The organism is Tamaricihabitans halophyticus, from assembly GCF_004340875.1.
Lineage (GTDB): Bacteria > Actinomycetota > Actinomycetes > Mycobacteriales > Pseudonocardiaceae > Tamaricihabitans > Tamaricihabitans halophyticus.
Map to the genome: position 1 here is coordinate 236,897 of NZ_SLXQ01000006.1, position 14,229 is coordinate 251,125.

Annotated in this window: 11 protein-coding genes and 2 tRNA genes; 3 read left to right on the plus strand and 10 right to left on the minus strand. The window is 65.2% G+C overall.

Annotated elements, in window-relative coordinates; genetic code table 11:
* Positions 1-91: 91 nt before the first annotated feature.
* The 3 genes from EV191_RS16290 to leuC form a co-directional block, all read right to left on the minus strand.
* Complete coding sequence (locus EV191_RS16290; protein WP_243658991.1) at positions 92-802, minus strand: HU family DNA-binding protein; 711 nt, start codon at positions 800-802, stop codon at positions 92-94.
* Between the two features lie 392 nt (positions 803-1,194).
* Positions 1,195-1,797 (minus strand): 3-isopropylmalate dehydratase small subunit, encoded by a 603-nt coding sequence (leuD, locus tag EV191_RS16295; protein WP_132877903.1) that lies wholly within the window; start codon positions 1,795-1,797, stop codon positions 1,195-1,197.
* Between the two features lie 35 nt (positions 1,798-1,832).
* Positions 1,833-3,314 (minus strand): 3-isopropylmalate dehydratase large subunit, encoded by a 1,482-nt coding sequence (gene leuC / locus EV191_RS16300; RefSeq protein ID WP_132877904.1) that lies wholly within the window; start codon positions 3,312-3,314, stop codon positions 1,833-1,835.
* A gap of 183 nt (positions 3,315-3,497) precedes the next feature.
* Between leuC and EV191_RS16305 the strand changes: the two genes are divergently transcribed.
* Positions 3,498-4,199 carry an IclR family transcriptional regulator gene (locus EV191_RS16305; protein WP_207894549.1) on the plus strand — a complete coding sequence of 234 codons (702 nt, stop codon included), beginning with the start codon at positions 3,498-3,500 and terminating at the stop codon, positions 4,197-4,199.
* A 63-nt stretch (positions 4,200-4,262) separates the two neighbouring features.
* Here the strand turns inward: EV191_RS16305 and EV191_RS16310 are convergent, their stop codons facing one another.
* Positions 4,263-5,369 (minus strand): methyltransferase domain-containing protein, encoded by a 1,107-nt coding sequence (locus EV191_RS16310; RefSeq protein ID WP_132877905.1) that lies wholly within the window; start codon positions 5,367-5,369, stop codon positions 4,263-4,265.
* A gap of 752 nt (positions 5,370-6,121) precedes the next feature.
* Here EV191_RS16310 and EV191_RS16315 point away from each other — a divergent pair.
* Positions 6,122-7,366 (plus strand): NsdA family TPR-like regulatory protein, encoded by a 1,245-nt coding sequence (locus tag EV191_RS16315; protein WP_243658992.1) that lies wholly within the window; start codon positions 6,122-6,124, stop codon positions 7,364-7,366.
* Positions 7,367-7,614: 248 nt separating this feature from the next.
* Here the strand turns inward: EV191_RS16315 and EV191_RS16320 are convergent.
* From EV191_RS16320 to gltX, 4 genes are all read right to left on the minus strand, one after another.
* A tRNA-Glu gene (locus EV191_RS16320) sits at positions 7,615-7,687 on the minus strand.
* Positions 7,688-7,740: 53 nt separating this feature from the next.
* Positions 7,741-7,812, minus strand: a tRNA-Gln gene (locus EV191_RS16325).
* Between the two features lie 141 nt (positions 7,813-7,953).
* Complete coding sequence (locus EV191_RS16330; protein WP_243658993.1) at positions 7,954-8,748, minus strand: HAD family hydrolase; 795 nt, start codon at positions 8,746-8,748, stop codon at positions 7,954-7,956.
* A gap of 105 nt (positions 8,749-8,853) precedes the next feature.
* Positions 8,854-10,350, minus strand: a complete 1,497-nt coding sequence (gltX, locus tag EV191_RS16335; protein ID WP_132877906.1) for a glutamate--tRNA ligase — start codon at positions 10,348-10,350, stop codon at positions 8,854-8,856.
* A 96-nt stretch (positions 10,351-10,446) separates the two neighbouring features.
* Between gltX and EV191_RS16340 the strand changes: the two genes are divergently transcribed.
* Complete coding sequence (locus EV191_RS16340) at positions 10,447-11,673, plus strand: FAD-dependent oxidoreductase (RefSeq protein WP_132877907.1); 1,227 nt, start codon at positions 10,447-10,449, stop codon at positions 11,671-11,673.
* A 42-nt stretch (positions 11,674-11,715) separates the two neighbouring features.
* On the opposite strand, the gene EV191_RS16345 is transcribed toward EV191_RS16340, so the two are convergent.
* Positions 11,716-12,498: a fumarylacetoacetate hydrolase family protein gene (locus tag EV191_RS16345; RefSeq protein WP_132877908.1), complete on the minus strand. Its 783-nt coding sequence runs from the start codon at positions 12,496-12,498 to the stop codon at positions 11,716-11,718.
* 63 nt (positions 12,499-12,561) lie between these two features.
* Complete coding sequence (gene cimA, locus EV191_RS16350) at positions 12,562-14,208, minus strand: citramalate synthase (protein ID WP_132877909.1); 1,647 nt, start codon at positions 14,206-14,208, stop codon at positions 12,562-12,564.
* Positions 14,209-14,229 lie beyond the last annotated feature (21 nt).

Genomic DNA, 14,229 nt, shown 5'->3' on the forward strand with positions numbered 1-14,229 from the left:
TCGACTGGCGGACGGGTAGTTGCCGCACTGGAGCAGACATACGCAAAGGGGCCCGGCAGGTCTGCCGAGCCCCTTTAGCGTCTATCGGTCACTACTTCTTTTTTTTCGCCGAAGCAGTGGTCTTCTTGGCGGCGGTGGCCTTCTTGGCCGTGGTCGCCTTGCTGGTCGTGGCCTTGGCCGGGGTAGCCCGCTTGGTAGCGGCGGCCGTGGTCTTCTTTGCCGTGGTCTTGGTGGCAGCGGCCTTGGTGGTGGTCCGCTTCGCCGCCGTCGACTTGGCCGTGCTCTTCGCCGCGGTCTTGCTCGCGGCTGCCCGAGTGCCCGACTTGGTGGCGGTTGCCTTGGCAGCAGTCGCCTTCGTCGTCTTCGCCGCGGCGACCCGAGTGCCAGCGCTACGCGTGCTCGCGGCGCGCGTGGTGGTGGCCTTGGCCGTGGTGCCGCGGGTCGCGGTCGTCCGCGTACCGGTGCTGGCCGAGGCCTTCTTCGCCGGCAGCTTCGGCAGCTTCTTGGTGCCGCTCACGACTTCCTTGAACATGGTGCCCGCGCGGAACGCGGGAACGTTGGTCTTCTTCACCTTCACGGTTTCCCCGGTGCGGGGGTTCCGTGCGGTCCGGGCAGCACGGGCGCGCTTCTCGAACACGCCGAACCCGGTGATGTTGACCTTCTCGCCCTTGTTGACCGTCCGAACGATCACGTCGACGAGACCATCGACCGCGTTGCCCGCGGCCTTCTTGTCGCCCAGGCGCTCTCCGAGCGCCTCAATGAGCTGGGCCTTATTCACCTTCCAGTCCTCCAGAAAGCACACCGTTGTTTACGGTCCTATTGTGAATGCTCACGCGGATAGGGAGTAATACTACTGACCCAGTCCCCGTTGGTTGCAGATACTTCACCCGCGTGCCGTACAGCATAGCTATCCGGTCCGCGACTGCTTCGCATCCCATACCTTCGGCTCCCCGATCCCACGGAAGTCCCTATCCGAGTCAGCACTTATTGACCGACTCTTGCGCCACGGTAGCCCACTACGGCGCAAATTCCATGCGCCACGCGGGAATTTTTTTGTTGGCGCGTCGGAGTTTCCGCCCTGAGACCCCGGGCTGGGTATCACTGAAGAGGGTGAAATGAGCCACAAGAAGGCTGTTCAGCGGCCCTGCTGAGGGTGCCGAATTCCCTGGTCGCGCAAGGAATTCGGCACTCGACTCAGTGGCTCGGCTGCGCCGTGGTCACCGGCTTCCACGCGGGCCGGGAAACTTCGAACGTGTCGATATCGTTCGCATGCCTCAATGTCAGGGCGATGTCGTCCAACCCCTCCAGCAGCCGCCAGCGGGTGTACTCATCGATCTCAAACCGGGCTTGGAAGTCCTTCGCGCGTACCGTCATGTCGCGCAGGTCGACCTCAACCTCGGTTCCCGGGTCGTTCTCCAATATCTTCCACAGCTGCTCGACGTCCGAGTGCTCGCACTGCGCGGCAACCAGGCCCTGTTTGCCGGCATTGCCCCGAAAGATGTCCGCGAAACGCGAAGAGATGACGACGCGGAAGCCGTAGTTCATCAGCGCCCATACCGCGTGTTCCCGCGAAGAGCCGGTGCCGAAGTCTTGTCCGGCAACGAGCACGCTGCCGTTTCGGAACGGCTCCTGGTTCAGTACGAACTGCTCATCAGAGCGCCATGCGGCGAACAAACCGTCCTCGAAGCCGGTCCTGCTTACCCGCTTCAGGTAGACGGCGGGGATGATCTGGTCCGTGTCCACGTTGGACCTGCGCAGCGGCACACCCACGCCGGTGTGCTGGGTAAATGGTTCCATCAAAGTTGCCTTCCGCTAAGGGTGGGTGAGAGTGCTCAGTCAGCGTCCACGGCGCCCGAACCGGTGCCGGCGAGGACCGCCTCGGATCCATCGCCTGGCGTATCGGACAGATCCGCCGGGGAGGAAAGCGTCCCGCGAACGGCGGTGGCCGCCGCGACGAGCGGGGAAACGAGGTGGGTGCGGCCGCCCTTGCCCTGCCGGCCCTCAAAGTTGCGGTTTGACGTCGAAGCACTGCGCTCTCCGGGGGCGAGTTGATCCGGGTTCATCCCCAGACACATCGAGCAACCCGCCTGCCGCCATTCCGCGCCCGCTTCGGTGAATACCGCGTCCAGCCCCTCCGCTTCGGCGCTGACCCGCACCCGCATCGAGCCGGGAACCACGAGCATTCGCACGCTTTCCGCGACTTTGCGGCCGCGCAGCACCTCCGCTGCCGCCCGCAGGTCCTCGATCCGACCGTTCGTGCAGGAGCCGAGGAAGACCGTGTCCACCGCGATCTCCCGCAGCGGGGTACCCGGCGCCAGATCCATGTAGGACAGCGCCTTCTCCGCGGCCAACCTGGTGCCCTCATCGGCGATCGTCTCGGGGTCCGGCACCGACTCACCGAGCGGCAAGCCCTGTCCGGGGTTGGTACCCCAGGTGACAAACGGGGTCAGCGCGCTGGCGTCGATGTCCACCTCAGCGTCGAAGGTGGCGTCCGAATCGGTCCGCAGCGCACTCCACGCGGCCACCGCGGCATCCCAGTCCGCGCCACTCGGGGCATGCGCCCGGCCGGCCACATAGTCGAAGGTGACCTGGTCTGGCGCGATCATCCCGGCACGAGCACCAGCCTCAATGGACATATTGCAGATGGTCATCCGCGCTTCCATGGAAAGCGCTTCGATCGCCTCGCCGCGATACTCGAGTACGTAGCCCTGCCCACCACCGGTGCCGATCTTCGCGATGACCGCCAGGATGATGTCCTTGGCCGTCACGCCGGGCTGGAGTTCGCCGTGCACATTGATCGCCATCGTCTTGAATGGCCGCAACGGCAAGGTCTGGGTGGCCAGCACGTGCTCGACCTCTGATGTGCCAATGCCAAACGCCAGCGCGCCAAAGGCACCGTGGGTTGAGGTGTGGCTGTCCCCACAGACCACGGTCATTCCCGGTTGGGTCAGTCCGAGCTGCGGGCCAACGACATGCACGATGCCCTGTTCCGCATCGCCCATCGGATGCAGCCGCACGCCGAACTCGGCACAGTTGCGCCGCAACGTGTCCACCTGAGTCCGGGAAACTGGGTCCGCGATCGGGAGGTCGATATCGGTGGTTGGCACATTGTGGTCTTCGGTCGCGATCGTCAGATCTGGCCGCCGTACCGGACGATTCGCAAGGCGCAGCCCGTCGAACGCCTGCGGGCTGGTGACTTCGTGCACCAGATGCAGGTCAATGTAGAGCAAATCGGGTTCCGCGCCGTCCCCCTGCCTTACTACGTGCGCGTCCCACACCTTTTCCGCGAGCGTGCGCCCATGCTCAGTCGCCATCACAGGCTCCTCTTTCATCGCATTTTCGGGCAGTAAGCCACAGCCGCATCGCGAACCGGGGTATGTCACACGAACCGCCGACAGCCGCGCTAGATCCGGCGCGAGAGCGAGTGCCTACTCCCAATCTAGTTAGAACTTCCCGCTATCTGGACTTCTCAGAATACGGGAAGCTAGTATCGAGACGTGGGACAGCATAGCGGTATTGGCGTACTGGACAAGGCGGTGGCCGTTCTCGAGGCGGTCGCCAAGGAACCCTGCGGTCTTGCGGAGTTGTGCAGCCGTACGGGTTTGCCTCGGGCTACCGCGCATCGGTTGGCGGTAGGGCTCGAGGTACACCGCTTGCTGCGCAGGGGCGACGACGGGCAGTGGCGACCGGGTGCGGCGCTTACCGAACTCGCTGGCGGGGCAACCGATCCGCTGCTGGATGCCGCGTTGAGCATTCTGCCGAAGCTGCGCGATATCACCGGCGAGAGTGTGCAGCTTTACCGCAGGGATGGGATGCAGCGCGTCTGCGTGGCGACCGCGGAGCCGCCGAGTGGGCTGCGGGATACCGTGCCGATCGGTACGCGCCTTTCGATGACGGCCGGTTCGGGCGCGAAGGTGCTCGCCGCATGGGCGGATGCGCCGAGCCAGCGCGCGATTCTGAGCGAGGCGGTTTTCGGGGAGCGCACGCTGTTGGAGGTACGTCGGCGTGGCTGGGCGCAGAGTGTCGCCGAGCGCGAGCCTGGTGTCGCGAGCGTTTCCGCGCCAGTGCGGGATGGCGCGGGCACCGTGGTGGCCGCCGTCTCGGTTTCCGGCCCGGTGGAAAGGATCGGCCAGCGCCCGGGCGCCCGCTGGGCGGCGGACCTACTGGCCGCCGCCGACGCCCTCCGCAGCCGCCTCTGATCCCGGTACGCCCCCTCCGGAAACCGCATTCTTTAAGGATCTTGCGGTCGAAGCCGCATCCAGTCAAAACGTTAGGGACCAACGCCGTTCGTCGTCGGGTGCGTCGATCCACACATCGTGCCTGCCGTCCGGTGTGACGGTCAGCCCGTAGCGGTCAGGGGTCGGTTTGCCCGCGTCGCACCACCAGGCATACGCAGCGTCAACCTCGTTCCACAGCCGACGCGGCCCGAGTTGATGAACCGTCCACGGGTCTTTTCCGCGCACGAGCGTAGCCCTCGCCCACGATCGTGACCGCACGTCGTGCAACTCGATCAGGCGGTGGTCTTCGTCCACGTCCTCCACCGTGAGATAGCAGGACGGCACCCGAAGCCCGATCGTGAATGCGGCACGGGCGAAGGTCACCATCTCGAACAGTTCCCTGCCGCCGCGCGTGGTCCGTGTCGCGTCGGCCGCGTTTAGTTCGTCGGCAGTGGGTTCAAGGAAATCTCGGCGCTGGTGGCGTATCCGCATGAACGCCAGGTTGATCCCGCACCGGCCGGAAGCGGAACCGTCCTCGTGGACTTCCAGCCGGGTCAACGCGTCGTCTCCGTAATCCGTGCCCCACGGCGCGACTATCACACCCCCGGGCCGTGTCTGATCGATCCACGCCCGAGGGATCGCACGGACAGACGCCGTGCAGATAACTCGGTCGTAGGGCGCGGCGGGCGGGTATCCGTTGGTGCCGTCGCCGGTCACGACCCACGGCGAGTAGCCAGCTCCGGTGAGGGCGCGGCGGGCGTCGCCGGCCACGGCGGGGTCCACCTCGACCGTCACCACATGCTCACCCGTGCCCACTCGCTCGGACAACTGGGCGGCATTCCAGCCTGTCCCGGTCCCGATCTCTAGCACACGATGCCCCTCGCGCACCTCCAATGCGCTGAGCATGGCCGCGACCAACGACGGTTGGCTACACGAGCTGGACGGCTGCAGCCCCGTAGTTCCCGGTTCGGTGGTGCCGTCGTCAACCTGAGTGATGATCGGTTCGTCTGCCTCGACCAGCGCACGCCAGCGCGGCTCATCGTCGTTCCGCGATACAGCGACGAACCCGTCCGTAGTGGGGTCATCGACCCACACCACGGACGGGATGAACGGCGCACGCGGCACAATGAGTTGTTCGCGCCAATCAGTCACGATGATGCTCCTGCCGTCCTACTTCTTGTCGTCGCCCTCGTGTTTGTTCTCGTCGTCCTTGCTCCCCCAGTTCTCCCACTTGTCCGGCTGCGCCTCGCCTTGGCCGTCCCGGTCGGCATCTCGCTTGCCCATTTTCCTGCCTCCTGTTGTTTTCCGTACCGCACGCTTGGCGCGGAACTCTCAGTTATAGTGCATACAGTGACGTATCCATCGCAACCAGTTACAAGTGGTTGCGATGGACGGGAGGCGTACTGTGCCTAACCTCACTTAACTCGGCGGCCAGCCGTTCGCCGCCACCAGGACTTATTCGCGTCGCGCGTAGGTTCCGGCCGGGTAACCGCCTCGATGCCAGCGACACACGCCCGGCAGATAGGACCAGGTGGTACGAGCGCCGACGTGATCTGTACCTGGTGGCCACAGATCGCTCGCGGGCCGCCGCCTACCTGCGTCGACAGGCGTGCGAACTCGTCGTCGGTAACCGCATGGTCGAGCCCGTCGGCCGCACAGAAGCACCAGGTCACGAACAATCCCCGTGCCGCTGCCGCACGCAGCAAGTGACTCATTGCCCCTCCCGTAGCCGAGGGGTCCGGCGACGCAAGGAAAGCGAAACGAAGGAGTTGCGCCACCGGACCATGCGTGACCAGCCAGAATCGCTGTGCCACACTCAAGCCATCATTTCGTCAGCGCTGGCCGGCGAACATGACGCCGACGTGCCACCGAACGGACATGGACCGGCCAGGGGGAGGGACCACGTGCCGCAGCAGGGCTCTCGCCGACCGGCCCGGACGTTGCTTGAAGCGAAAATCCGGGACCGCCAACAGACGCAGGAAGAGTTCGTCGAGTATGCCGAGACCTTCGCGCGCGAACACGGCGAACCAGGCACACTCAGTCTGCGCCACCTCGGACGGTTGATCTCCGGCAAGGCGAGCGGGCCACCACTGCCGACAACCGGGCGACTCCTCGAACGAATCTTCGACGTGCCTATCGATGAACTGCTAGGCGCGCCGAACCCGAAGGCGTCATCCGTGTGGCAAGCACCGTTCGCGCAACACGATGATGAGTTGGCCGCGCTAGAACTAACGCGACGGATGACGGCAAGTGATGTTGGCAACGACACGCTGACACATCTTGAATCGATATTCGACAACCTTGCGATGGCCTACCCCGCAGCGTCCCCGCTGGAACTTCTGCCACGTATACGTCGACAGTTGTCGTATGTCATGAGCCTCATGGACGCCAAGAAGACGCTTGCTGAGCACAGGAGGCTGCTGGTAGTCGGGGGCTGGTTATCTTTGCTTGCGGCTACCGTTCACATTGACTTGAAACAGCAGTCGGCCGCATCGGCGAATTTGCGGACTGCCGCGAGTCTCGCGCGACATGCAGAATACGATGAAATTCGAGCGTGGTGCTATGAAACCGAAGCATGGCGGGCACTAACAGACGGCGACTACCCGCGGGCCGTCGAGTTGTCCAAGTCGGCCCAAGGTCTTGCCTCTGCCGGAGGTTCTGTTGCTATCCAGGCCGCAGCGCAGGAAGGGCGTGCCTGGGCGAGGCTAGGACGCGCTCAGGAGACGTACTCTGCGATTGACCGGGTAACCAAACTTGCGAGCCCGCTAGCCAAGCCTGAAAGGGCCGAACATCATTACCGGTACGATCCTGACAAGTCTGTCGCCTATACGGCCACCACGCTGGCGTGGGTCGGCGACCCGGCAGGCGAATCTTATGCACGCGAGGTAATTCTTCGTTTGAAGCCAAGTGATGATGTGCAGAAGTGGCCCAGGCGGGTCGCGTCCGCGAATCTTGACTTGGCCCTGACGCTCATAGCGAGTGATCGCCTGGACGAATCCAGTCACGTAGCCCAACAAGCGATTTTGTCGGGTCGAATAGTGCCGTCCAACTACTGGCGTGCCGCTGAAGTGGTATCCGCTGTCGAATCGCGTCAACTTCCGGAGGCGAAGGAACTGCGCGAAGCATTCGAGGAGATGCGGCAGGTGTGACTGGCGCCCCCGGGAAACCGCATTCTTTAAGGATCTTGCGGTTACGGGGACCACACCCACCCACCGGGACCACACCCACGAAACGGGGACCACACCCACCCACCGGGACCACTCGCAACGAAGGGGAACCCGAGCCAGCAAGGGGACCACCGCACCGTGGGGGCCTACGGGGGCTCGGCCCCCGTAAAAACACCCGGAAAAAGCGAAAAAGCCCCCGGCATTGCCGGGGGCTTTGAATACACCAACTGTAGCCCCGACGGGATTTGAACCCGCGCTACCGCCTTGAGAGGGCGGCGTCCTAGGCCGCTAGACGACGGGGCCTTGGTTGAACCAACCGGAGAGAACTCTAGCAGCCTCGGCTGCGGTCTCTTCCGCTGGGGTACCAGGACTCGAACCTAGACTAACTGAACCAGAATCAGTCGTGCTGCCAATTACACCATACCCCAATGGCTTCCGGCTCGGACTCGAAACACCGCCTCGAAACAGCGCTGGCCGCGGCCGAATCCGAACTTGCTGCCGGACGGAAATACTAGACTACGCCCCCAAGGCTGCCCGCAGGGCCCCACCTTTTCGCCCTGTCTGTCTGGTCAGCGTGCCCCAGCCGAGCCGACCGGCGCGATGGCGGCGAACTCACACACCAGCAACTCCGGCAACTCGGCGAGGCTGTCGATCACCTGCACCCCACGCGGCACCGGCTGCTGGAGCCCGGCACGGTCCAACCAGACGCCACACAGCCCCGCGTCCCGCGCGCCGATGGCGTCCAGTTCCAGTTTGTCACCCACATGCGCCGCATTGCCTGGCTGTACATCCAGCACCCGGCAGGCCTCGTGAAAGATGGCCGGATCGGGCTTGGCCGAACCAACCTCGCCGGCGATCACCACCTGATCGATGAACTCGGCTAGCCCCAGCGAAGCGAGCTTTCCCCGTTGGTGCTGCCCCGAGGCGTTGGTCACAGCAGCGATCCGCACCCCCGCGGCGCGCAACCACTCCAGGCATGGCAGTACATCGGCGAACAGTCCCCAGGAGCGCCGCATCGTGGCCTTGCGTCGCGCTTCCAACTCTTCCGCACGCGCCGCGTCCACGGTGATGCCCTGCTCCGCGAGGAAATCCCGAGTGCGGCAGGCGTGCATCGCCGGGTAACTCACCTCGCCGGCGACCACCCGAGCGACGTACTCATCGGTGATCGCGACCCAGCGTTCCCAGCGGTCGGCGGCGCCGACGAGCTCGACGAGCGCGGCGCGAGCGGCACTACTGAAGTCGACGAGCGTGTCGTCGATATCCAGGCATACCGCCTGTAGCACCGGCGGCTGATAGGCGAAGGGACCATCGGTCAATTCGGGGGTTGTCTGGTTGTCCATGCGGTCCGTTAGCGCGAAAGTCACTCCGCGAGGTTAGGCGGACTACCCTTCCGAGCGATTCGGCTAACGAGGTGATATCCGATCGTTTACCCCGTTAAATGCGCGACGTGACACTACTCTCCGGTGAATTCAGCCGCTGATCGCCGCGCGCAGCCGCGCGAGTGTCCTATCGCGACCGAGCAGCTCCATCGACTCGTAGAGCGGCGGTGAAACGGTGCGACCGGTCACCGCGACACGAACCGGAGCAAATGCCTTGCGCGGCTTCAGTTCCAGGCCGTCCACGAGCGCTTCCTTCAAGGCTCGCTCGATTTCCGGGGTCGTCCACTCCGCGAGATCAGTCAACGCGCGTTCACTTGCCGCCAGCACCGCCCCGGAGCCTTCGCCGAACGCCTTTGCGGCGGAATCTGGCTCGGGCGCGAAATCGGCATCCGCAACGAAAAGGAACCGCAGCATGCCAACCCCTTCGGCGAGCACGCCCACCCGCTCCTGCACCAGTGCCGCGGCGGAACGCAACAACTCGAGCTGCTGCCCGGTCGGCTCCGCCGGCAGTAGCCTCGCCTGCACCAGATAGGGAAGCAGCCGCCGCACGAACTCCTCGGCCGGTAGCGCCCGCAGATGCGTCGCGTTGATCGCCTCGGCTTTCTTGAGGTCGAACCGCGCGGGGTTCGGGCTCACCCTGGAGATATCGAATGCCGCCACCATCTCGGCCATGCTGAAGACGTCCCGGTCTTCCGCGATGGACCAGCCGAGCAGCGCGAGGTAGTTCAACATCCCCTCGGGCAGGAAGCCGCGGTCCCGGTAGTTGAACAGGTTCGACTCTGGATCGCGCTTCGACAGCTTCTTGTTGCCTTCGCCACGCACCAGGGGCAGATGCGCATAGCTCGGGATGGACTCGGCGACACCGATCCGCCGCAGCGCGGCGAACAGCGCTATCTGGCGCGGAGTGGACGGCAGCAGGTCCTCGCCACGGAGGATATGCGTGATCCGCATCATGGCGTCGTCCACCGGATTGACGAACGGGTACAGCGGCGCACCATTGGCGCGAATCAACACCGGGTCCGGCACGCTGCCCGCGGCGAAGGTGACCTCACCCCGGATCAGATCGGTGAACGTAATGTCCTCATCCGGCATCCGCAGCCGCAGCACCGGTTCGCGGCCCTCGGCACGCAGCTCCGCCTTCCGGTCCTCGGTCAGCTCCCGGTCGGCGTTGTCATAGCCGAGCTTCGGGTCCTGGCCAGCCGCCTTCCTGCGTTCCTCGATGTCCGCGGCGGAGGAGAACGACTCGTACAGCTCACCGGCTTCCAGCAACCGGCGGGCCACATCGGCGTAGATCTCCCCACGCTCGCTCTGCCGGTATGGCCCGTACGGACCACCGACCTCGGGCCCTTCGTCCCAGTCGATACCGAGCCAGCGCAGACCCTCGATGATCGCCGCGTAACTCTCCTCGGAGTCCCGCGCGGCATCGGTGTCCTCGATGCGGAACACCAGCTGGCCGCCGTTGTGCCTGGCAAAGGCCCAGTTGAACAGGGCGGCGCGAACCAGTCCGACGTGCGGAATCCCGGTTGGCGAGGGACAGAACCGGGCGCGCACCGCGCCCACGCTGGGGGTATCCGTGGTCTCAGTCATGACCCATAAAGGGTATCCGCACGGTCTCGACTTGACTCTCGCGGCCGGTTCGCCGCATCCTGTAATTATTCAACCACCGTTGAAATAGGAGGGGTCATGACTCGAACAACGTGTTGTGTGGTTGGTGGTGGACCCGCGGGGATGATGCTCGGCCTGCTCCTCGCGCGCGCCGGCGTCGAGGTAACCGTGTTGGAAAAGCACGGTGATTTTCTGCGCGATTTCCGCGGTGACACGGTCCACCCGACGACGATGGTGCTGCTCGATGAGCTAGGGCTCGGCGAGCAGTTCGACAAGATGCCGCAGAGTCGGCTGGACACCATCCGGGTACCAACCGCCGAGGGCATGACGCCCTTCGGCGATCTCACCAGGCTGCGCGGGAAGCGGCCGTACATCGCGATGGTCCCGCAGTGGGATCTGCTTGATCTGCTCGCCGAAGCTGGCCGAGCCGAGCCAGGGTTCACGCTGCGAATGAACACCGAGGCCACCGAGCTGATCAGGTCGGGAGACCGGATCAGCGGCGTGCGATACCGCGAGTCGAACGGGACCGAGGGCGAGATTCACGCCGAGCTGACGGTCGCCTGCGATGGTCGCGGATCGGTGCTCCGGCACGGCGCGGGACTACGTCCGCGCGAATGGACCACGCCGATGGACGCGTGGTGGTTCAAGTTGCCTCGTAAGGACAGCGATCCTGCCGGTGGGCTCGGCCTGTTCAGTAACCAGCGCGCCACGATCTTCATCGACCGAGGCGATTACTGGCAGACCGCGGCGCTGATCCCCAAGGGCACGGACAGCAGGGTTCGCACCGGTGAGGTGAGCACGATCGTCAAAGACCTCGCCGAGCCGTTGCCGTGGCTCGCCGATCGCACCGACGCCCTGCGGTCCTGGGATGAGGTGAAACTGCTCGACGTGCGGCTGGACCGGTTGCGGACCTGGCATCGGGACGGGCTGCTGTGCATCGGCGATGCGGCGCACGCGATGTCGCCGGTCGGCGGCGTGGGGATCAACCTCGCGATCCAGGACGCCGTAGCGGCGGCCAGACTGCTCGCCGCACCGCTGCGCACCGGCCGGCCGAGCACCCGGGACCTTGCCAGGGTGCGCCGGCGCAGGCTGCCTGCCACGGTACTGACCCAGCTGCTCCAGCGAACGCTGCACGCCCGCGCACTGGCGCCGGCACTGGACGGGAAAATCGATATCATCCACGGCGCCAAACCGCCGCTGCCCCTTCGGCTGATGCGGCGCTGGCCCGCCCTGCAGGGAATACCCGCCTATGTGCTCGGTCGCGGTGTCCGGCCGGAACGCGCACCACGGTTCGCCCGCAGGTAACGGACCGAACCCGGCAGGATCAGCGGGGCCATACCGGGCTGGTCAGCGGGGCTGTACCGGGTTGGTCAGCGAGCCGATGCCCTGCACGGTCACCGTGACATTTTGCCCGGCACTCAGTGGGCCGACCCCGGCCGGAGTGCCGGTAAGGATCACATCACCGGGCAGCAGGGTCATCACCTTGGAGATCCACTCCACCAGTTTGCCGACATCGTGCAGCAGCAGCGAGGTGCGGGAATCCTGCCGCACCTCGCCATCCAGCTCGGTACGGATGGCCAGATCGGCTGGGTCCAGCTCGGTTTCGATCCACGGGCCAAGCGGGCAGAACGTGTCATGCCCCTTGGCCCTGGTGAACTGCCCATCCGCCTTCTGCTGATCGCGCGCCGTGACGTCGTTCGCGACGGTGTAGCCAAGCAGCACCTTGCTCGCGCCGGCAGCCGGAACGTCTTTGCACGGGGTGCCAACGACCGCGGCGAGTTCACCCTCGAAGTCCACCCGCTCGGAATCGCCCGGCAACTTGATCGGGTTGTTCGGGCCGATCACCGAGGTGTTCGGCTTCATGAAAATCACCGGGTTCGCTGGCGCCTCGCTGCCCATCTCCGCCGCGTGATCGGCGTAGTTCTTGCCGATACACACGATCTTCGTTGGCAGGATCGGCGCGAGCAGCCGAACATCGGCGAGCGGCCAGCGCCGGCCGGTGAAATTCGGCGTACCGAATGGGTGTTCGGCGATTTCCGCCGCGGTCAGCTGATCCGGTGTCGCTTCCGCCGGGCCTTCGATAGCCGCGAAGGCGACACCCTCCGGGTGAGCAATTCGACCTAAACGCACCCGGTCAGCCTAACCGCCAAGGCGGCACCGCCGCGCGGGGTATCGCCGAACCCGGTCAGCGGATCACGCCGGCGACGAGGCTTGCGGGACCCGATCCCACATCGCCTTGTGGACCAACGCGTCGCAGAGCGCCAACCAGCTCGCTTCCACGATATTGCCGTGGACGCCGACGGTGGTCCACTCCGCCTGGCCGTCGCTCGACTCGAGCAGCACCCTGGTCACCGCGTCGGTTCCCGGATGTCCTGGCAGGATCCGCACCTTGTAGTCAGTCAACTCGACACTGTTCAACCAGGACAGATAAGGGCTGAGTGCCTTGCGCAGCGCGGCGTCCAACGCGTGTACCGGACCGTTGCCCTCGGCCGTGGCGATCACCCGCTCGCCGGACACGTGCACCTTCACCGTGGCCTCGGAAATCACGCTGCCGTCCTGCGCGTGATCAAGTACCACGCGATACGACTCGAGCGCGAAGGGCGGTTCGTCCAGCCGGACCGGATCGTCCTTGATCTCGTTGCGCAACAACAGCTCCAACGACGCGTCGGCCGCTTCGAAGCTCCAGCCGCCTGCTTCGAGTTCCTTCACTCGATGCACCACATTAGACAGTGCCTCAGGCTGGCCGGCCAGGTCGACCCCGAGCTCACGAGCTTTGAGCTCCAGGCTGGCCCGGCCGGCCATTTCAGTGACCAGCACCCGCATATCGTTGCCGACAGTGGCCGGATCGATGTGGTTGTACAGTTCCGGATCCACTTTGATCGCGCTCGCGTGCAGCCCCGCCTTGTGAGCGAAGGCCGACGACCCGACATATGCCTGGTGGGTGTCCGGGGCGATATTCGCGATCTCGGCTAGTGCGTGGGAAACGCGGGTAAGCTCACCGAGATTTTCCGGTGGCAGCACCGGCATCTCGAGCTTGGTCACCAGGTTTCCCACGACGGCGAACAGATCGGCGTTACCCGCCCGTTCGCCATATCCGTTGGCGGTGCATTGCACGTGGGTCGCACCTGCCTGCACCGCGGCAACGGAGTTCGCGACGGCACACGAGGTGTCGTCCTGACAGTGAATGCCCACCCGGAACCCCGTCCGCGCGATGACCTCGGTCACCGTCTGGGACAGCCCGAGCGGCAGTGCCCCGCCGTTCGTATCGCAGAGCACCACGACATCCGCGCCTCCCTGTACGGCGGCGTCGAGCACCCGGAGGGCGCAGTCCGGATCGAAGGCGTACCCGTCGAAGAAGTGCTCGGCGTCCAGGAAGACCCGCCGCCCCTCGCCGACAAGGAATTCCGTGGTTTCCCTGACCATCGCGCAGGCTTCGGCCACGTCGGTGCGCAGCGCACGTTCGATATGCCGCCGATCCGATTTCGCCACCAGGGTGACCACGGGTGCCTGGGAGTCGAGCAAGGCGCGCACCTGCGCGTCCTCTTCGGCGCGCACGCCGGCACGCCGAGTGGATCCAAACGCGACCAGCGCGGCGTGCCGCAGCTCGAGTTCACCGGCGGCCGCGCGCTGGAAGAACTCGGTGTCCTTGGGCAACGCACCTGGCCAACCGCCTTCGATGAAGCCGACCCCCAGCCCGTCGAGCAAGCGCGCCACGGCCAGTTTGTCCGCCGCGGAGTAGGTGATCCCCTCCCGCTGCGCACCGTCCCGAAGGGTGGTGTCGTACACATGGAAGGCGTCACCGAGTGGCGTGTTCTTCGGGGTTTGCGCGGTGCTGGTCACCTTGTCTCCTGGTCCGCGAAA